This window comes from Mycolicibacterium sp. TUM20985, assembly GCF_030295745.1.
GTDB lineage: Bacteria > Actinomycetota > Actinomycetes > Mycobacteriales > Mycobacteriaceae > Mycobacterium.
The window spans coordinates 988,444-1,008,158 of sequence record NZ_AP027291.1; the positions used below are offsets into that span (position 1 = coordinate 988,444).

The following is a 19,715-nucleotide window of genomic DNA, read 5'->3' on the forward strand; positions in this document are numbered from 1 at the left end:
GTAGTGTGCCAAACCGTGGCGATGACCCTGTTTCGCAACGGAACCGTGTGGGCAGGCGGCCCTGGGCAGACGGATGACGCACTCCTCGTCGAGGATGGCGTCATCACGGCGGTCGGTGAGGCGGCGCTCGCAAGGGTCGCCGAACGTCCCGGGACCGCCGAGATCGACCTCGAGGGGGGCTTCCTCATGCCGTCCTTCGGCGACGGCCACGCCCATCCGCTCCTGGGTGGCCTGGAGTTCGTGGGGCCTGCCGTGCGTCCCTGCGCCTCGGTCGCGGAGATCGTCGAGGCGGTGCGCACGTACGCCGACGCGCATCCCGACGAGGAATGGATCGTCGGCGCTTCCTACGACGGCAGCCTGGCCGAAGGCAGTCTGTTCGACGCGCGCTGGCTCGACGAGGCCGTACCCGACCGCCCGGTCGCCCTGCGCGCCTGGGACTACCACACGATGTGGGTCAACTCGGTGGCCCTGGAGCGGGCAGGCATCACACCGGACACCCCTGATCCCGTACTCGGCGAGATTCCACACCGGGCCGACGGCTCGGTGCTGGGCACCTTGCGCGAGTGGGGCGCCGTCGACCTGGTGACGGCGGTCATGCCACCGCGCGACGAGGACGTCCGGATCGCCGCGCTCGGTACGGCCGCCGACTACTACCTGGCGAGGGGCGTGACGTGGGTGCAGGACGCCTGGGTGGAACCCGGTGACGTCGACACCTATGTCGAGGCCGCTCGACGCGGCGCGCTACGCATCCGGTTCAACCTGGCGCTATACGCCGATCCTCGCCACTTCGATTCGCAGGTAACGCATTTCGCGGACGCGCGACGTCGGGTCGACGAGGTCGGCTCGCCGTTCCTGACCGCACACACGGTGAAGTTCTTCGCCGACGGCGTCGTCGAGAACGAGACCGGGGCGCTGCTGGCGCCGTACTGCTCGGGCTTGCACTCTCATTCCGGAGGGCAGGAGCGAAGCGACTCGGGAGAGCATTCCGGAGGGCAGGAGCGAAGCGACTCGGGAGAGCCGTTCGGCATGCAGGTGTGGGAGGGCGACAGCCTGGCCCAGGCCGCCCGCCGCGTCGACGAGCTCGGACTGCAGATCCACATCCACGCCATCGGCGACGCCGCGGTACGCCAGGCACTCGACGCCATCGAGTTCGCGATCGAATCCAACGGCCCGCGTGACCGTCGCCCGGTCATCGCGCACGTGCAGTTGGTCGACGATGCCGACCTGGCCCGGTTCGCCAAGCTCGGGGTGATCCCCTGCATGCAACCGCTGTGGGCACAGATGGACGCATTGATGACCGTGCTGACGATCCCGCGGCTCGGCGTTGAACGCGCCGACCAGCAATACCGGATGCGCAGCCTCGACGAGTCGGGCGCGCCGCTGGCGCTCGGCTCGGACTGGCCGGTGTCGTCGGGGGCGCCACTCGACGGCATCGCCATCGGGATCTCGCGGCGCACCCCGGAGGGCGAACCCGAGGGCGGCTGGACGCCCGAGGAGACCTTGACCATCGAACGCGCCCTGAGCGCCTACACCGCCGGCGTCGCCGAGCAGGCCTTCGGCGAACCGGTGTGGGGCCGTCTGGTGCCCGGCGCCAGCGCCGACCTGGTATGGCTGAACCGCGATCCGCGCCTGACGCCTGCCCTCGACCTGCCCGCGATCGGGATCAAGGGCACCTACCTCCGAGGTGAACTCGGTCGACCGTTCGTTTCATCAGAGCAGTAGAGATTCGGAAAGGTTGAGCCATGTCATCGTCGACGACGTCGTCAGTCGAGATCGAGGGTCACCTCAAACGAGCGCTGGGCGTACCCGCACTGGTGCTGTTCGGCATGGTCTACATGGTGCCGCTCACGGTGTTCACCACCTACGGCATCGTCACGCAGCTGACGGGTGGCCGACTGTCGGTCGCCTACCTGGTGACGCTCGCCGCGATGGTGTTCACCGCCAGGTCCTACGCCCGCATGTCGGCCGCGTTCCCGGTGGCCGGGTCGACCTACGCGTACACGCAGCGGACGTTCGGCGCCCCGATCGGCTTCCTGGCCGGCTGGTCGCTCCTGCTCGACTACCTGTTCCTGCCGATGCTGAACTATCTGGTCATCGGCATCTACATGGAGGCGGCGGTGCCGGCCGTGCCCGCCTGGGTGTGGATTCTGGTGTCGATCGTCGTGGTGACCGTGCTCAACGTCATCGGCATCGTCTCGGTGGCGCGGGCCAACTTCCTGCTGCTCGCGTTGCAGATCATCTTCATCGTGGTCTTCCTGGTGATGGCCTTCATGACCATCACCAAGACGGGCAACGTCGACCTGATGGCGCCGTTCAGCGGTGACGGCTCGGTCGACGGGGCGGGCCCGATCTTCGCGGGTGCCGCGATCCTGTGTCTGTCGTTCCTCGGGTTCGATGCGGTCTCGACGATGTCCGAGGAGGCGAAGGACCCCACGCGCAGCGTGCCCAAGGCGATCATGATCGCGACCGTGGTGTGCGGGCTCATCTTCTTCGGCCTGTCGTACGTGTCCCAGTTGGTGTTCCCGTCGAACCAGTTCGCCGACGTCGACTCCGGCTCCCTGGACGTGATGACCTCGGCTGGCGGCCAGTTCCTCAATACGTTCTTCACTGCCGCCTACATCGCGGGCTGCATCGGCTCCGCGCTCACCTCCCAGGCCTCGGTGGCCAGGATCCTGTATGCGATGGGGCGCGACGGCATCATGCCGCGCAAGGTGTTCGGGTACGTGTCGCTGCGGTTCGCGACGCCGACGTTCGCCATCCTCGTCGTATCGGTGATCTCGCTCGTCGCGCTGTGGATCGATCTGGGCTTCCTGGCGTCCATCGTGAGCTTCGGCGCGCTGACCGCCTTCTCGGCCGTAAACCTGACCGTCATCAAGCACTACTTCATCGACGAGGGCGAGAAGAACGTCCTCAACAACCTGGTGCTGCCGCTGATCGGTTTCGTCCTGACCGTGTGGCTGTGGACCAGCCTGTCGTGGCTGACGCTAGAGGTGGGTCTCATCTGGCTGGCAATCGGCTTCGTCTGGCTGCTCGTGGTGACGCGCGGATTCCAGCGGCCGACGCCGGTACTGGCTCTGGAGGAGTAGCGACGACGTGCGTCGAAACCGCATTTTCGTGCAGTTTGCGAATGTCGACACCGGCTGCGGAATCCGTTGTACGTTGCCCCTACGTCGAGGACACGGCGCCCCTTTTATTCGCTCCTCGAGCTCAGGGGGTCACGATGACACCCGTCGGCACACGCCGCCTCTATCGCCCTGACCCGACGTCCGTCGGCGTCCACGAACAGTGGGGCGCGGCGAGCGCCGAGGCTAGACGCAGCCACGACACCCTCGTCGTATTCGTACGCGGGGAGGTCGACGCCGCCAATTGCGGGCGGCTGGCCGACTACCTCGAGCGCCACGCTGCGATCGCGGAGAACTTCGTCGTCGACACCAGTGCGGTCGACTTCTTCGCCGCCTCGGCACTAGCGGTCCTGCATCGGGTCGACAGCTGCTGTACGAGGGGCGGCATGACCTGGCGACTGGTCGCCGGCCATGCGGTCGGGCGGGTCATGCGGCTGTGCGGTACCGAGGACCTGCCGCAGGCGGAGAACCTCGAAGCCGCACTGCACCAAGCGGATTCGCCGCCAGTCTCAGTCGTCGGCTGACCGCCACGCCTTCGCCGCCGACGTCAGTCCGGCGACCAGGGCGGACGTGGGGGCGCAGAGTCCGTCATCGCCCACGGGCCCGCTGCGCGGACTGGTCCCACGCACCCTGGGCGTCAGTTCGAGTTGGGCCCCACCCCCACGGGGGCGGTTCACGGGATTGTCGCGGTGCAGTCCGCGCAACTCGCGGGGGATCGCGTCGAGATCGGTGATCACCTCGTAACCAGGTACCGACACGTGCTCGGCGAGGTGGGCGGCCAGCGTCCGGTTCCCGCCCCCGGCCAGTAGTTGCATCGTGCGGCCGATGCGACCGTAACCGTGCAGCGAGACGACGACGTCGACGTGGTCGAGGAAGGCGTCGAGACGCGTCGACTCACCGGCGCGGTAGGCCGACGAGGACAGGTGGTGCGGGTAGTGGTCGGGATGACGCACGACGTACACCGACGCGTCGGCGGCCAGCGCGCAACGCTCGGCGATCACGTCGGTCATCTTCTCCAGCCCGCCGCCGTGGATGGCGAGGAAGCCGAAGCGCGAACGCAGCGTGCTGGACTCCACCACGTCGGGATCTCCGAGCAGCTCCGAAAGGGATTGTGGGGCAGGCAGATCAGTCGGTTCGAGGCGTCGGGGCCAATTGATCGGATCCCATCGCACTAGATAATCCACCCACCGCTGGGGCAGACCGTGGTGACTCGCGCCGTCGATGATCCGCTCCAGGTAGCCCGGACGAGGCGCTCCCGGTTCCACGCGGTGATCGACGTAGACCCATGCCTCGGCCGGACCGTCGTCGGTCTGCACCGTCATCCGGTCGCGGCGGTAGCGCACGGGTACGCCCTCGGCGCTGTCGAGGACCTCCAGGTCGTGATCGCTGATATGCCACAGGACGCCGTGCACCTCGGCGCCGCCGAGGGGCTCCACGGTCGCCACGCCGCGTTCGTTGATCAGCCAGTCGTGGTCGGCGAGGGTGGCCGGCCGGGGGTCGGTGGCGTCGGGGCAGCGTCGCGCCATCTGCGTCACGTTCAGGTTGGACCCGTACGCGAAGTAGGACTGCATTCAGCCGGTCACCGTCAGGTAGATGAGGACCACGTTGAGAACACTAATGACCCCGGCCACCGTCCAGCCCAGGAAGGTGGTTACGCGATGGTTCGCGGCGCCGTCCATCAGCTCGCGATTGCTGGTGAGGCGGACCAATGGGATCAACGCGAACGGGATGCCGAATGACAGCACCACCTGCGACAGCACCAGTGCGCGGCTGGGATCGACCCCGATCGCCAGCACGACGAGGGCGGGGATCAGGGTCACCAGCCGCCGGAGCAGCAGCGGGTAGGACCTGCGCAGGAGGCCCTGCATGATCATCGCGCCCGCGTAGGCGCCCACCGATGTCGAGGCGAGCCCGGACGCCAGTAGGCCGATGGCGAAGAACAGTGCGACGGTGTGGCCGAGTGTGCTCTGCACGGCGGTGTACGCACCCTCGATGGAGTCGGTGTTCTCCATGCCCTGCAAATTGGTCGCGGCGACGAGGAGCATCGCGAGGTTCACCGCACCCGCGACCAACATGGCGAGGCCGACGTCGTAACGAGTGGCTCTAAGCAGCCGGCGGCGCGGAGCACCGGCCTGGGGCTGGCCGTGGCGATCGCGCGCGAGCCCGGAGTGTAGGTATACGGCGTGCGGCATGACGGTCGCGCCCAACATCGCCGTCGCGAGCAGGATGCTCTCCGGGCCGTCGAAGCGCGGCACCAGTCCCCCGATCACCTCGTTGGCCGAGGGCGGCTGAACGAACAGGCTGGTGAGGAAGCCGACCGCGATGACGACGAGCAGGCCGGTGATGACCCGTTCGAACACCCGCTGGCCGCGCCGGTTCTGCAGGGCCAGCAGGAGCAGGGAGACGAAACCGGTGATGGCCCCCCCGACCAGGAGCGGCAGGTCGAACAGGAGGTACAGCGCGATGGCGCCGCCCACCACTTCCGCGAGATCTGTTGCCATCGCCACTAATTCGGCCTGCACCCAGTAGGCGACCCGGGTGCCGGTGCGAGAGTTGTCCGCAACCGCCTCGGGCAGGGTTCGCCCCGTGACGAGTCCGAGCTTGGCCGACAGGTATTGCACCAGGCCAGCCATGACGTTGGCGGTGAGGATGACCCACACCAGCAGGAAGCCGTACTGCGCGCCCGCGCTGACGTTCGCCGCGACGTTGCCGGGGTCGACGTAGGCGATGGCCGCGACGAACGCAGGGCCGAGCATCGTCACGATGGCCCGCTGCGGCACCTTCACCGCGATCGACACGTCAACCTCTTCATTTGGCGGAGCGAATAAAGAAGTTAGGTTAGCCGAAACCTCGCGCGCGGACCAGCTGAGGACGTGTCGCGGTCCCTACCAGGGGAAGCCGACGATGAAACCGCCGCCGTACGGCCACCATGCGTTGCCGTTCATCGCCGGGGGAGACGTCGTGATCTGCGAGTGTCCGGGAGTCTCGCACTGCGTCGTCGTCGGGCCGGTCTGGGTGCACTGCGGTGCCGCGCCCGCGGCGGGGGCCAAGAGCAATGCGCCCGCCACCCCCGTGGCTGCGAAAGCCGCGAAAGTCGTTGGTAGGTAACGCACTGGAGCCTCCTCGGGGCCGGTTACCGGTACCCGCCGCCGATGATCAGGGCGGACCCGTAGAACTCGTCGTCCCACGGATAGACGTAGGCGGGCACGTCGGGTGCCTCGGCGGAGATCTGGACGTTCCCCGGCGTCTGGCACTGGGTAATGCCGGTGCCGGTGGACCCGCCGCCGCCGACGGAGGTACAGACCGGCTGATTGGAGATCTCGGTGGGGTCCGCCGACGCAACGGGTGCGACGACGACCGCCGCGGCGGCGCCTGCCGAAGCGATCACACCGAGGAGATATCGCATCCGCATGGCACATCCTTCGTCACGGCGACTGACAGTCAATCAGCAGCGTACAGCCCTTTTCCGGTGACCAACGGCAGATCGAGCGTGGTACGGATCCCCGGTGCTGCGGCCACCACCTCGGGAATGGCGTTGACGACGCGGGCCGCGGTCGCCACCAGCCCTGCGTGGTTGTGGTCGCCGAGGGCGCTGCTGAGGCAGAGGTCCAGCGCGTACGACGGCTCGCCGGTGATCTCGATGCGGTAAGAGCCGCCGTGCTGCGCGGGTTGCGGCCAGTCCGGACAGAGGTCGTCGCGGATCCGGGTGACGTGCTCGAGCACCACGACGGGTTTGCCGTCGACCATGCCCCGCACCTCGAAGCGCAGCGCTGCCGTCGTGCCCCTCGCGATGTGTCCGGAGGCGATGTCGAAGTCCTCCGGCGCCGGCTCGCGGACGTGGGTCTCGACGACTTCGTCGAGGGTGACGCCGAGGCCGGCGGCGAGCTGTCGGACCACCGATCCCCACGCGAGGCTCAGCACGCCGGGCTGCAGCAGCATCGGGGTCTCGTCGAGCGGCTTGCCGAAGCCCATCACGTCGAACATGACGGTGGCGCTGTCGTAGGTGTCGTAGTTGATGATCTCCATGCAGCGGATCTGCTCGATGCTCTGACACGTACCCGCGAGTGCCATGGGCAGCAGGTCGTTGGCGAATCCCGGGTCGATACCGTTGACGAAGATGCTGGCCTTACCCGCCTCCGCCGCTTCCGCAATGGGCGCGAGCATCTCGTCGGGCAGTGTGCCCCAAGGGTATTGGAGGAACACCGCGGCGCTGGCCACCACGTTGACACCCGCGGCGAGGATGCGCCGGTAGTCCTCGAGGGCCTCGACCAATCGGTTGTCGGCCATCGCGGTGTAGACCACGCACTCGGGTCGGGCAGCGAGAATGGCCTCGAGGTCGGTGGTGGCGGTCACCCCGGTCGGCTCGTCGAGGCCGGCGAGCTCGGCGGCGTCCTTGCCCGCCTTCGCCTCCGACGACACCCACACCCCGGTCAGCTCGAAGCGGGGATCGCGGATCAGCTGGGTCAGGGCGTGCTTGCCGACGTTGCCCGTGCCGATTGCGGCGACTCTGATCGTCATGCGTGGCTTTCCTTCACAGGTCGGGGATTGGAAGGTCGAGGTTCGGGAACGTGATGCCGCCGTCGACCTCGAGGGTCTTGCCGGTGAGGTAGCTGCCGGCGGGTGAGGCGAGATAGACCGCGGCCGCGGCGATGTCGAGCGGGTCGCCCAGCCGTCGCATGGGCGTGGCCTGCTCCATCGGTGTCCGGATCTCGTCGTTGGTGGCCAGGATCTCCAGTGCGGAGGTCAGGATCGAACCGGGCGCGATGGCGTTGACCCGGATTCGCGGCGCGAGATCGAGGGCGGACAGCCGGGTGTAGTGCGCGAGGGCGGCCTTGGCGGTGCCGTAGGCGGCGAACCCGCGACCGGCGACGCGGCCCATCGTCGAGGTGATGTTGATGATGCTGCCGCCGCCGGAGTGCTGCAGCATCAACGGGACCGCCGCGGCGGTCAGAGCGTGGGCGGTGGCCACATTGAACGTGAAGGCGTCGCGAAGGGCCTTCGTCGAGGTGTCGAGGAGCGGGCTGGGCATGGTGCCGCCGACGTTGTTGACGACGATGTCTAGTTTGCCGAACGCTTCCACGGCTGCGTCGGCGAGCTTGGCGGTCTCCTCCGGATGCGCCAGGTCGGCCACCACGACGTGCGCCCGGCGCCCGGTGGCGCGAATCTGTTCGGCGACGTCGTCGAGTTGCGACTGCGTGCGCGCGGCAATCAGCACGTCAGCGCCCGCTTCGGCGAACGCCAGCGCCATGGCGGCGCCGAGTCCGCGGCCCGCTCCGGTGACGACGGCAACCTGGTCGTCCAGCCTGAATCTGTCGAGGATCACGTTCGCCCACGTTACTAGAACACGTTCTACTTTCGTGTGAGTTCAGTGATCGGGGAGTTCTGCACTACTGCAGAAGTGGGCGCGCCACCCGCCGACGGCGCCACAGCAGTAGCACCGCAAGGAGCACGATGGCGATCACGATCAGCGCGACACCGGCGAGCACGACGTACCCCGACACATCGGTCGTCTCGTGCACCACCGCCCGGTATTCGGTGTCTTGCGGCGCCCGCTCGAAGGTGAAGTCGGACGTGATGCGCGACGGGTCGTAGACGTCGACGGACATCTCGGTGAGAAAGGCGCTGCCACCGATCATCTCGGCAAGGTCGGCGTCGGAGGCCGTCCTCACCCAGCCGGCGAAGGGGTAGTCGGTGTACTGCCCCGCGGCATCGGGATCGGTGCGTTGCAGCCGGTGCTCGGACACCGCGTACAGCCGCACCCGCTCGGCATCGCGAGCGGCCGCCGACATCCGCATCGGATACACCAGACGATCGGCGTCGAACGTCAGCTTCACGGGGTCCAGTGCGCCGTCGAGCGGTTGCGGACTGGTCAACCGCATCGCGACGAACGACCACCCCTCGCGCGTGTACGGAGCGAGGGACGCCAGCATCTCGGAGCGCATGACGTAACCGTGTTCGGTCAGCCACGACGTCAGCCCGTCGAGGTCACCGCCCGTCAGCGTGGTGGCCTCGATCGGTCCGAGCTGGACCTGCGCCAACGCCGTCGGCGCGCCTGGGCCACCGCGTGCCCCGGCGGTGTCGTCGCCGCCTCCCGTATCGGGCCACCACTGCCAGGTGTGCTCCACTCGCGGGGCAGTCATGGCCCGAAGTTCTTCGAACAGTGCGGGACTCGCGCTGGCCGCCACGGCAGGCGTCGGCGTCGGCACGACCAGCGCCGCGTCGTCGGCATTCGACTCCAACCCGAGCTGCATGATCAGCGTCTCCACCCGACCGTCCCAGTGGATGAGCGCCAGCTCGTCACCCGGGGAAGCGTTGGCGTCACTGCTGACGAACCCACCGCAGGCGCATGCCGAGGCCGGCGCGGCGGTCACGCTCAGGACGACCGCGGCGGCCATGAGTGCGGCGATCGATCGCATCGCGCCACCTACTTCTTGGTCGCAGCCTTCTTTGCCGGGGCCTTCTTTGCCGCAGCCTTCTTTGCCGGGGCCTCCTTGGCAGCCGCCTTCTTGGCGGGTGCCTCCTGGCGCGCCTTCACACTGGCCTCGAGCTTGGCCAGCAGGTCCGAGACGTCGTCGGTCTCGTCTAGATCCGCGGCGGGCTGCTCCTCGACCGCGAACGCCTCGCCACCGGCGATCTTGGCCTGGATCAACTCCATCATCTCGACGCGGTAGTCGTCGGTGAACGACTCGGGGTGGAAGTCGTCGGTCATCGACTCGACCACCTGGCCCGCCATCTTCAGCTCGGCGGGCTTGATGTCGACCTTCTTGTCCAGCTCGGGGAAGTCGGGATCACGGATCTCGTCGGGCCACAGCAGGGTGTGCACGATCATCACCTCGCGCTTGCCAAAGTCCTTGACCCGCAATGCCGCAAGCCGCGTCTTGCTGCGCAGCGCGAAGTGCACGATCGCGACGCGATCGGTCTTGGCGAGGGTCTCCGCCAGCAGCACGTAGGACTTCGACGACTTGGAATCAGGCTCCAGGAAGTAGCTCTTGTCGTACATCAGCGGGTCGATCTGATCGGCGGGAACGAACTCGACCACCTCGATCTCGCGGCTGCGTTCCTCAGGCAGGGTGGCGATGTCCTCGTCGGTGATGATCACCGTCTGACCATCTTCGGAGTCGTACGACTTCGCGATGTCGCGATACTCGACGACCTCACCGCACACCTCGCACACCCGCTTGTAGCGGATGCGGCCATTGTCCTTCGCATGCACCTGATGAAACTTGATGTCCTGGTCTTCGGTCGCGCCGTAGACCTTGACTGGCACGTTCACCAGGCCGAAGGCGATCGATCCCTTCCAGATGGAACGCATGACCCAGTATGGCTCACGGCCTCACCCCAGCTGAAGAGCGGCGCGGTCGGGCAGGTCGGCTCCCGCCCGTGAGACCGTCACCGCAGATGCGTGCGCCGCGGCGGCCAACACCTCCGTCAGGGTGTCGACGTCGATGCGACCCAAGGCCGCCCGCTGGTCACCGCCGAGAAGGTTCGACGACCAGAGGGCGTCGATCAACCCCGTCATGAAGGAGTCGCCCGCTCCGACGGTGTCGACCACCTCGACCGGTTGCGCGTCGACGTGCACCATGCCCGCGGCGCACGTGGCGAAGGCACCGTTGCCACCCATCGTCACCGCAACGACCGCCGGGCCCAATTCCTGCCAGGCCCTGGCGATCTGCTCGGGCGTTCGGGTCGGATCGATCCAGTGCAGATCCTCGTCGCTTACCTTGACGACGTCGGCCTTCTCGATGAGCCGGTCGATCCGGTCCAGCGCCTGCTGGCGGTCGACGATCAGGGCGGGTCGCACGTTCGGGTCGTAGGTGATGGTGGCGGCCAACCGGTACGCCTCGACCAGGGCGGCCGTCGCCAGACACCCGGGGCCGAGGAACCCGGCGATCGAACCGGTGTGGACGATCAGCGGGGGTGGCACCTCGGGGGTGCCCGTCAGCTGCCAATCGATGTCGAACGTGTATGTGGCCGAACCATTCTCGTCGATCGTCGCGGCGGCCGTCGGCGTCCGGGCGGCGCTGATGCTGCCGGGAACCAGCCGCACGCCGGAGGCCTCCACGTGCTCGACGATGCGTCGTCCACGTTCGTCGTCGGCGATGTGGGTCAGGAAGTCGACGCCGCGGTCGAGCCTGCCCAGCCCGACTGCGACGTTGAGCGGGCTGCCGCCGACGTGCTCGGTCTTGCCGGCGTCACGCGCCGTGCCGGATGCTCGCTCGACGATGTCGATCAACGCCTCTCCGATGACCAGAGCGCGGGACGTCACGGCGCATCCCCGTGCACGAGCTTCTCCAGCGTCGCCCGGGCGCCGTCGCGGTGCAGGGAGTCGAGCGCCCAGAGGTAGGCCTCGACGAACCGCGGGTTCTCGGCGAGATCGCCGAAGAGCGAAGTGTTCTCGATGAAGGCCTTTGGGTTCTCCGTCTGCGACTTCGCGATCGGCACCAGCGAGTCGGCGAGCTGGTCCTGCACGTCGATGGGTTCACCCTGCTCGTCGACGCCCTCGGCGTACCGGGCCCAGCTCGCGACGGTGGCCGCCGACAGCCGAATGGGTCCGCCGCTGCGGAGGTTCTCGCGGATCACCGGTAGCAGCCACTTCGGGATGCGATCCGACGACCCATAGCAGAGCCGCACGATGGTGTCGCGTACTCCAGGGTTGGCGAAGCGCTCGATCGCCGCACCCTTGAATTCCGGCATGTCGAACCCGGGTACGGGCAGCAGCGTCGGCGTTGCCTCCGCATCCCAGTACTCGCGAAGGAACTCGGCGAACAGCGGGTCCTGCGCGGCGTCGTGCACCAGGCGGTAACCGGCCAAATAGGCGAAGTAGCACAGGCACTGGTGGCCGGCGTTGAGCAGTCGCAGCTTCATCAACTCGTAGGGCATGACGTCGTCGACCAACAACACGTCGACGTCTTCGTAGGGCGGGCGGCCGTCTGAGAAGTCGTCCTCCAACACCCAGGCGGTGAACGGTTCGGCGGCCACGGGCCACGCGTCCTCGACGCCGAAGTCCTTCGCGAGGCTTTCGATCACGTCGGGTGTCGTGGCGGGCGTGATGCGGTCGACCATCGAATTGGGGAAGCGGGTGTTGGCCTTCATCCAGTCGACGAGTTCGGGGTGCGCCTTCGCCGCGTAATCGGTGAACGCCTCTCGGGCGACGTCGCCGTTGCCCTCGATGTTGTCGCAGGACACGATGGTCGGGGATGGCAGACCGCGATCCTTTCGGCGCGACAGGGCCTCGGTCACCAGCCCGAAGACGCTGTCGGGGCCCGCGTCGTCGATGGAATAGCCGCCCTCGGTGATGGTCAGCGACACAATGCGCGTGGTGGGCTCGGCGAGCAGTTCGACGACGACCTCGGGGTCGTCCGGCGCGAAGTGATAGTCGACGATCGACCCGATGACCCGCGCGTCACGGCTGCCGTCTGGGTTCACGGCGATCAACGTGTAGAGGCCGTCCTGGTTGGACATGACCTCGGCCATCTTGCGGTCACCGGGCAGCACGCCGACACCGCAGATGCCCCACTCCTTGGCCAACCCCTTCTCGAGCAGCCGGTCGAGGTACATCGCCTGATGAGCTCGGTGGAAGCCGCCCACCCCGAAATGCACTATGCCGATCGTGATCTCGGACCGGTCATACGTCGGCTTCGCAATCGGGATCTGCGGCAGGGACGCGTTGTCGAGCTTCATGACTGCACCACTTTCCCGACGCTACCCGGCCCGCGGGCGGCATCGAGTCCGAGGGCGAGCGTGGGTTTGAAAATCAAAAATGTTGTGTACGTCACATTCAGATGTTAGCGTGTTGAACATCTACACGCACCCCTGAGCGTTTGCTCAGTGAGCTGGGAAGGGCGGACCCGATCCTCGTGGCGACATCGACGTCGAACGGCCGAGTGGAACATTCCGCTGCCGATCCGGCACCCACCAGCGGCGCAACCCCCGAGGATCTCCGCCTGGCGCTGCGCGCGGCCACGCTCTACTACCTCGACGGTCTCACCCAGGCGGAGATCGCCGGCAAGCTCGGAGTGTCCCGACCGACCGCGGGCCGGCTCATCGCCCGCGCCAAGGCCAAGGGCCTAGTCCGCATTGAGGTCGTCGTCCCGCCCACGCTCAAAGACGATCTGCACGCCGACGAGGAGCGCCTGCTCGAGCAGCGCTTCGGGCTGACCGAGGCGGTCGTGACCGGACACCTGGGCCGGGCGGCGGGCGCCCTGCTCATGCGGCGGCTCTCCGAGAACGACGTCTTGGGCTTCACCTGGGGGCCGGAGCAGGTGGCCGCCGTCACCGCGCTGTCACCCGGGGTGGCGAGCTGCCGCGTGGTGGTCCAACTCGACGGCGCGATGTCCACCGCCGCGTACCAGACGGGGATGGAGTTCATCCTGAGCCGTGGCGCGGACATGTTGCGCGCCAGCGCCATGCGCCTGCCCGCACCGCTCTACGCCGACCCGTCGACAGTGGTCTCGATGCGCAGCGACTCGGTGATCTCGCGGACGTTGGAGGCCGGCCGACGGGCCGACACCATGCTGTTCGGCGTCGGGTCGACCACCACGTCCACCACCTTGTTCGAGGGCAGCTTCCTCGACACGAGGATGCTCGATGAGCTGGTGTCGCTCGGTGCCGTGGGTGAGATCGGCGGACGGTTCTTCGACGCAAACGGTGCGCCGGTCATCACCGAGCTCGCGCACCGTGCGGTATCAGTCCCGCTCGAGGACATCCGCAAGTGCGAGAAGACGATTCTGGTGTGTAGCGGACCGGCCAAGCACCAGGCCACGCTCGCCGCGCTGCGCGGCGGGCTGGCGAAATTGTTCGTATGTGACATCGATTGCGCTCGTTGGCTTTTGACTCAAGAGAACAGGATTGCTCAATGAAGAGTGGGGTGAAGGTGAAGATGAAGGCGACGCGAAGAGCGCTGCACAAGCTCTCGGCGGGCACCGCCGCCGTCGGTCTGCTGTTGACCGCCGGATGTTCGGGCGCGGGGAGTCTGGGGGCATCGGACAACGAGGTGACCATCGCCTTGGTGTCCAACTCGCAGATGACGGATGCCCAGGAGTTGTCGTCGGAGTTCGAGAAGGAGAACCCCGGCACCAAGCTCAAGTTCATCGCGCTCTCGGAGAATCAGGCGCGGGCCAAGATCACGATGTCGGCCGCCATGGGCGGTAGCGAGTTCGACGTCGCGATGATCAGCAACTTCGAGACCCCGCAGTGGGCGAAAGACGGTTGGCTGCTGCCGCTCTCGGACTACGCGAAGAACACGCCGGGGTATGACGAGGCGGACTTCATCCCGTCGCTGCGGGAGTCGCTGTCCTACGAGGGCAAGATGTACTCGGTCCCCTTCTACGGCGAGTCGTCGTTCCTGATGTACCGCAAGGATCTCTTCGAGCAGGCCGGCATCAAGGTCAACCCGGATCCGAGCTACCAGCCGACCTGGCAGGAAGTCGCCGGCTGGGCCAAGCAGTTGAAGACCGACGACCGGGCCGGAATCTGTCTGCGCGGCAAGCCGGGCTGGGGTGAGGTACTCGCCCCCCTGGACACCGTCATCAACACCTTCGGAGGCCGCTGGTTCGACGACCAGTGGAACGCCCAACTCAACAGCCCCCAGGTGAAGGAGGCCGTCAACTTCTACGTCAACACCATCAAGGAGTCCGGCGAATTGGGTGCGTCCTCAACGGGTTTCCAGGAATGCGCCAATCTCTTCGGTCAGGGTCAGACGGCGATGTGGTACGACGCGACGTCTGCGGTCTCGACGATCGAAGACCCCAAGACGTACCCGGATCTCGTCGGCAAGATCGGCTACCTGCCCGCGCCGATCGTCGAGAAGCCGAACTCGGGCTGGCTCTACACGTGGGCGCTTGGCATCCCCAAGGCCGCGAAGAACCCCGACGGTGCCTGGAAGTTCATCAGCTGGATGACCAGCAAGGACTACATGAAGCTGGTCGGGGAGAAGCTCGGTTGGGAGCGAGTGCCACCCGGTAGCAGAACCTCCACGTACACCGACCTGCCTGAGTATGCGGCCGTGTCGAAGTCCTATGCACCGTTGACCCTCCAGTCGATCACCAATGCGACCCCGGACAAGCCGACGGTGCAACCGGTTCCGTACACGGGCATCCAGTTCGTCGGCATCCCGGAGTTCCAGGACCTGGGGACGCGGGTGAGTCAGCAGATCAGTGCCGCGATCGCCGGGCAGATCTCGGTGGACGAGGCGCTGGACCAAGCACAGCAATACGCCGAGGTCGTCGGCAAGACCTACCAGGAGAAGTGATGACGCTTACTGCTGAAACAGGGACCCAGGCCGCCGACTCCGCGGTAGCCGAGCGGGTCCGCAAGATCCGCGAGGCTCAAGACACCGGCGTGAGCCGCGCCGAGGGCTGGCGCAGGCGCGGGCCACTGCTACCCGCGCTGATCTTCATGATCGCGGTCACGCAGGTCCCGTTCCTGTTCACCCTGTACTACTCGACGTTGTCCTGGAACCTGGTGCGGCCCGGCTCGCGGCAGTTCGTGGGGCTCAACAACTACGTGGCGGTGGTCAAGGACAGCCAGTTCTGGTCCGTGGCAGGCAACACCGTCATCCTGATCGTCGGTGTGGTGCTCATCTCGGCGTTGCTCGGCCTGGGTATCGCACTACTGCTCGATCGTGCGTTCCTCGGCCGCGGGGTCGTCCGGACCTTGCTGATCACGCCGTTCCTGATCACACCCGTTGCGGGCGCCCTGATTTGGAAGACCACGATCCTCGATCCCACCAACGGCATCCTGAACTGGGTGCTGTCCCTGGTGGGTATCGGCCCGGTTGACTGGATCGGTCAGTTTCCGCTGGCGATGGTGATGGTCGAATTGATCTGGCAGTGGACGCCTTTCATGATGCTGCTGATCCTCGCCGGGCTGACCTCGATGCCTCGCGACCAACTCGAGGCGGGCCGGGTCGACGGAGCCAGCGCATTCCAGCTCTTCCGCGAACTGACCCTGCCCCACCTGCGCCGCTTCATCGAGTTGGGAGTGGTGTTGGGTGCGGTCTATCTGGTCAACACGTTCGACGCCATCTTCATGATGACGCAGGGCGGACCTGGCGTCGCCAGTGCGAACCTGCCGTTCTACATCTACCAGCGCGCGTTCCTCGGCTTCGACATGGGCCAGGCCGCCGCCATGGGCGTGGTCGTGGTCATCTTCACGATGATCATCGCCAGCTTCGCGCTTCGGTTGATCTTCAAATCATTCTCCGGCAAGGAAGAGGCGGCTTAGATCATGACGACTACAGTCGAAAGAACAACGGCGACAGACGATGCGGTACCCGTCCACAAGAAGAAGTCGAAGAAGTTCAGTCCCTGGGGCGTGGTCGCCTGGCTCGTCGGGCTCGGGTTCTTCTTTCCGGTCTTCTGGATGGTCCTGACGTCGTTCAAACAGGAGAGCGACGCCGCGACCAGTCCGCCGACGTTGTTCTTCACCCCGACCCTCGACCAGTACGGCGCGGTCTTCGATCAGGGCATCGGGCCGGCCATGTTGAACTCGGTGTTCGCGACCGTGATGTCGACGCTGCTGGTGCTGATCCTGGGGGTGCCCGCCGCGTTCGCGTTGTCGCTGCGCCCGGTCCGCAAGACGTCGGATGCGCTGTTCTTCTTCATGAGCACCAAGATGCTGCCGGTCGTCGCGGCCATCCTGCCGCTGTACGTGATCGTGTCCAATGTCGGCCTGCTGGACAACATCTGGGCCTTGGTCATCCTCTACACCTCGATGAACCTGCCGATCGCGATCTGGATGATGCGCTCGTTCTTCCTCGAAGTTCCCGGCGAACTCCTCGAGGCCGCGAGCCTGGACGGCGCAAGCCTGTGGCGCTCGGTGCGCGAGGTGATCCTCCCATTGGTCTCACCTGGTATCGCGGCGACGGCGTTGATCTGCGTGATCTTCGCCTGGAACGAGTTCTTCCTCGCGGTGAACCTGACCGCGGTGAACGCCCAGACCATGCCCGTCTACCTCGTGGGCTTCATCGCCGGTGAGGGTCAGTACTGGGCCGTGCTGTCGGCGGCGGCCACGATGGCCGCACTTCCCGTGATCCTCTGCGGTTGGTTCGCTCAGAACAAGCTGGTGCGCGGGCTTTCGTTCGGCGCAATCAAATAGACGACCCCTCGATTCAAAGGAGCAAGACCATGGCATCGATCACCTACAAGAACGCCTCCTGCATCTACGAGGGTTCGGACAAGCTCGCGGTCGACAACCTCAACCTCGACATCCAGGACGGCGAATTCGTCGTGCTGGTGGGCCCGTCCGGTTCGGGCAAGAGCACGGCGCTGCGCATGTTGGCCGGCCTCGAGGACATCGACGAAGGCGCCATCGAGATCGGTGGCAAGGACATGACGGGTATTCCGTCCAAAGACCGGGACATCGCGATGGTGTTCCAGAACTACGCGCTGTATCCGAACAAGACCGTCGCCGAGAACATGGGCTTCGCGCTCAAGCTGCGGGGCGTCTCGGCCGAGGAACGGCGCAAGAAGGTCGAGGAGGCCGCCAAGGTACTCGACCTGACGGAGCACCTGGATCGCAAGCCCGCCAAGCTGTCCGGCGGTCAGCGTCAGCGCGTCGCGATGGGCCGGGCCATCGTCCGTGAGCCGCAGGTGTTCTGCATGGACGAGCCGTTGAGCAACCTCGACGCCAAACTGCGCGTCCAGACCCGCACCCAGATCGCAGCGTTGCAACGCCGACTCGGCACCACCACCGTCTACGTCACGCACGACCAGGTCGAGGCGATGACGATGGGTGACCGCGTGGCCGTCCTGCGCTTCGGCAAGCTGCAGCAGTTCGCCGCGCCCAATGAGCTCTACGACCGTCCGGCGAACGCCTTCGTCGCTGGCTTCATCGGATCGCCCGCGATGAACCTGTTCACCGCGTCGATCACCAATGACGGAGTGAAAGTGGGTGACTCGGTGTTCGAGCTCGAGCGTGACGATATCGCGGTCCTCTCGGGCGCCGGGCTCGACGAGGTCACCGTGGGGATCCGGCCCGAGCAGCTCGAGGTCACCGATTCCGGTGGCGTGGAGGTCGTCGTCGACCTCGTCGAGGATCTCGGCAGCGAGGCCTACGTCTACACGCACGCGGGTTCGGGCTCCGGCGGTGTCGAGCTGGTGGCGCGCTGCAACCCACGCACGGCGCCCAGGCTGGCCGACTCGGTGCGGTTGCACAGGCACCCGGAGGGCGCGGTGCACCTGTTCCATCCCGAGACTGGCGAGCGTCTCAACTGAGATGACCCCGCTCCGGCGGGCAGGAGCGGAGCGACCGGGGAATGTATGAGTTGCGGCTCCGGGCACCGACTCCCGGCCTGCTCGGGTTGCCATGGGATCGACCACTTTCCGAGTGGGTGGTGCCCGACGTCCCGCTGCGCGACATCGCCGTGGGCGCGAGCCGTCACCTGGTCAAGTTCGTCGACGTCGACGGCCACCTGTGGGCGGTCAAGGACATGCCGCCGCGCATCGCGGTCAAGGAGTACGACGTCCTGCGACGGCTGGAGGACATGGGGTTGCCCGCCGTGCACCCGGCGGGCCTGGTGCTGCAGCCGGAGTTCGAGACCGCCATCCTCGTCACCCGTTACCTCGAGGGGTCGTGGCAGTACCGCCGGCTCTTCATGCGACTCCCGCCCGATCAGACCAAGCACCGGGCGCGACTGCTGGACGCGATGGCCGGTCTGCTGGTCGAATTGCACCGCCACGGCGTGTTCTGGGGTGACTGTTCGCTGGCGAACACCTTGTTCTCGCGCGACGGCCAGCTGCTGCAGGCCTGGCTGGTGGATGCCGAGACCTCCGAGGTGCACCCCTCCCTGAGTCGCGGGCAGCGCGGCTACGACCTCGACATCCTGGTGGAGAACGTGGCGGAGGGTTTGGTGGACCTCGCCGAGCGCGTGGGTCTGCCCGAGGAGTCCCACGAGACGTTGATCGCCGAGGCCGAACAGGTCCGCGTCCGCTACGACTCGCTGTGGGACCTGTTGCACGCCGAGCCGGTGTTCGGCTTCGACGACCGCTACCGCATCGAGGGGACCATCCGACGGCTGAACGAGCTCGGGTTCGCCGTCGACGAGCTCTCCCTGCAGCCGGACAGCGGGGATCCGAGTCGGCTGCGGGTCCGCGTCGCCGTCGGTGACCGTCGTTATCACGCGCAACGTCTCCAGGAGTTGACCGGTCTGGACGTCGGAGAGGGGCAGGCGGCGATCCTGCTCGGCGACATCCACGCCTACCAGGGGCAGCTGTGCCGGGAAACGGGTGACGACGTCGACGAGTCGACCGCCGCACGCCTGTGGGTCATGGAGGTGCTCACCCCGTACGAGCAGTTGGCGCTGGAAGCACTGGGTTACAAGGGAACTGCGATCCAAGCGTATTGCGACCTCCTCGAGGTGCGCTGGCTGCTGAGCGAGAGGGCCGGTCGCGACGTCGGCACCAACAGGGCGCTGGCGGCATTGGCCGGTGACGTCATGCCGACTGACTCCGCGGCGCAGATGGCCGTGGCCGAGGTGCCGACCGCGCCGTTCGCGGTGCTGTCGATGGACGATGACTGACATCTAATTCCGTTGTGCTGCAATGGATCTACGGTCTTAGTGAATTCTTCGGAAATGCGTCAGAGAGTTCTTAA

General features: G+C 66.6%; 19 protein-coding genes. 9 read left to right on the top strand and 10 right to left on the bottom strand.

Annotated features, from left to right (window positions below; translation table 11 throughout):
• Nucleotides 1–15 precede the first annotated feature (15 nt).
• From QUE68_RS04860 to QUE68_RS04870, 3 genes are all read left to right on the top strand, one after another.
• Nucleotides 16–1,722 (top strand): amidohydrolase, encoded by a 1,707-nt coding sequence (locus tag QUE68_RS04860; RefSeq protein ID WP_455012804.1) that lies wholly within the window; start codon nucleotides 16–18, stop codon nucleotides 1,720–1,722.
• Between the two features lie 20 nt (nucleotides 1,723–1,742).
• Complete coding sequence (locus QUE68_RS04865; RefSeq protein WP_286275212.1) at nucleotides 1,743–3,086, top strand: APC family permease; 1,344 nt, start codon at nucleotides 1,743–1,745, stop codon at nucleotides 3,084–3,086.
• 134 nt (nucleotides 3,087–3,220) lie between these two features.
• Entirely contained in the window at nucleotides 3,221–3,646 is a 426-nt protein-coding gene (locus tag QUE68_RS04870) for an STAS domain-containing protein (RefSeq protein WP_286275213.1), read from the top strand.
• Here QUE68_RS04870 and QUE68_RS04875 read toward each other — a convergent pair.
• From QUE68_RS04875 to QUE68_RS04920, 10 genes are all read right to left on the bottom strand, one after another.
• A complete protein-coding gene (locus tag QUE68_RS04875) occupies nucleotides 3,632–4,693 on the bottom strand; it encodes a poly-gamma-glutamate hydrolase family protein (RefSeq protein ID WP_286275214.1) in 1,062 nt (353 codons plus the stop codon). The two genes, QUE68_RS04870 and QUE68_RS04875, sit on opposite strands and share 15 nt — an antisense overlap.
• Entirely contained in the window at nucleotides 4,694–5,878 is a 1,185-nt protein-coding gene (locus QUE68_RS04880) for an Nramp family divalent metal transporter (protein WP_286275743.1), read from the bottom strand. It abuts the gene before it with no gap.
• A gap of 129 nt (nucleotides 5,879–6,007) precedes the next feature.
• Entirely contained in the window at nucleotides 6,008–6,235 is a 228-nt protein-coding gene (locus QUE68_RS04885) for a hypothetical protein (protein ID WP_284232835.1), read from the bottom strand.
• 20 nt (nucleotides 6,236–6,255) lie between these two features.
• Nucleotides 6,256–6,534 (bottom strand): hypothetical protein, encoded by a 279-nt coding sequence (locus tag QUE68_RS04890; protein WP_284224855.1) that lies wholly within the window; start codon nucleotides 6,532–6,534, stop codon nucleotides 6,256–6,258.
• A gap of 29 nt (nucleotides 6,535–6,563) precedes the next feature.
• Nucleotides 6,564–7,640 carry an NAD(P)H-dependent amine dehydrogenase family protein gene (locus tag QUE68_RS04895; RefSeq protein WP_284232836.1) on the bottom strand — a complete coding sequence of 359 codons (1,077 nt, stop codon included), beginning with the start codon at nucleotides 7,638–7,640 and terminating at the stop codon, nucleotides 6,564–6,566.
• Nucleotides 7,641–7,653: 13 nt separating this feature from the next.
• The gene (locus QUE68_RS04900; protein WP_284224857.1) at nucleotides 7,654–8,445 is read right to left on the bottom strand and encodes an SDR family oxidoreductase; all 792 of its coding nucleotides are present in this window, start codon (nucleotides 8,443–8,445) and stop codon (nucleotides 7,654–7,656) included.
• A 64-nt stretch (nucleotides 8,446–8,509) separates the two neighbouring features.
• Nucleotides 8,510–9,538: a DUF2330 domain-containing protein gene (locus tag QUE68_RS04905; RefSeq protein ID WP_286275215.1), complete on the bottom strand. Its 1,029-nt coding sequence runs from the start codon at nucleotides 9,536–9,538 to the stop codon at nucleotides 8,510–8,512.
• 8 nt (nucleotides 9,539–9,546) lie between these two features.
• The gene (gene ku, locus QUE68_RS04910) at nucleotides 9,547–10,434 is read right to left on the bottom strand and encodes a non-homologous end joining protein Ku (RefSeq protein ID WP_286275216.1); all 888 of its coding nucleotides are present in this window, start codon (nucleotides 10,432–10,434) and stop codon (nucleotides 9,547–9,549) included.
• 21 nt (nucleotides 10,435–10,455) lie between these two features.
• Nucleotides 10,456–11,388 (bottom strand): carbohydrate kinase family protein, encoded by a 933-nt coding sequence (locus tag QUE68_RS04915; RefSeq protein WP_286275217.1) that lies wholly within the window; start codon nucleotides 11,386–11,388, stop codon nucleotides 10,456–10,458.
• Entirely contained in the window at nucleotides 11,385–12,803 is a 1,419-nt protein-coding gene (locus QUE68_RS04920) for a mannitol dehydrogenase family protein (RefSeq protein WP_286275218.1), read from the bottom strand. Before QUE68_RS04920 ends, QUE68_RS04915 begins: the two co-directional genes overlap by 4 nt.
• Before the next feature lie 203 nt (nucleotides 12,804–13,006).
• On the opposite strand from QUE68_RS04920, the gene QUE68_RS04925 reads away from it, so the two are divergent.
• From QUE68_RS04925 to QUE68_RS04950, 6 genes are read left to right on the top strand one after another with little or no spacing between them, the layout of a single operon-like run.
• The gene (locus QUE68_RS04925) at nucleotides 13,007–13,981 is read left to right on the top strand and encodes a sugar-binding transcriptional regulator (protein ID WP_284224865.1); all 975 of its coding nucleotides are present in this window, start codon (nucleotides 13,007–13,009) and stop codon (nucleotides 13,979–13,981) included.
• 20 nt (nucleotides 13,982–14,001) lie between these two features.
• On the top strand, nucleotides 14,002–15,372 hold the full coding sequence (locus tag QUE68_RS04930) for an ABC transporter substrate-binding protein (protein ID WP_454786341.1): 1,371 nt from the start codon (nucleotides 14,002–14,004) through the stop codon (nucleotides 15,370–15,372).
• Nucleotides 15,372–16,346 carry a carbohydrate ABC transporter permease gene (locus tag QUE68_RS04935; RefSeq protein ID WP_284224867.1) on the top strand — a complete coding sequence of 325 codons (975 nt, stop codon included), beginning with the start codon at nucleotides 15,372–15,374 and terminating at the stop codon, nucleotides 16,344–16,346. Before QUE68_RS04930 ends, QUE68_RS04935 begins: the two co-directional genes overlap by 1 nt.
• Nucleotides 16,347–16,349: 3 nt before the next feature.
• Nucleotides 16,350–17,219: a carbohydrate ABC transporter permease gene (locus QUE68_RS04940; RefSeq protein WP_284224868.1), complete on the top strand. Its 870-nt coding sequence runs from the start codon at nucleotides 16,350–16,352 to the stop codon at nucleotides 17,217–17,219.
• A 29-nt stretch (nucleotides 17,220–17,248) separates the two neighbouring features.
• On the top strand, nucleotides 17,249–18,337 hold the full coding sequence (locus QUE68_RS04945; RefSeq protein WP_284224869.1) for an ABC transporter ATP-binding protein: 1,089 nt from the start codon (nucleotides 17,249–17,251) through the stop codon (nucleotides 18,335–18,337).
• Between the two features lie 41 nt (nucleotides 18,338–18,378).
• The gene (locus QUE68_RS04950; RefSeq protein ID WP_286275219.1) at nucleotides 18,379–19,641 is read left to right on the top strand and encodes a DUF4032 domain-containing protein; all 1,263 of its coding nucleotides are present in this window, start codon (nucleotides 18,379–18,381) and stop codon (nucleotides 19,639–19,641) included.
• The last annotated feature ends 74 nt before the right edge of the window (nucleotides 19,642–19,715 follow it).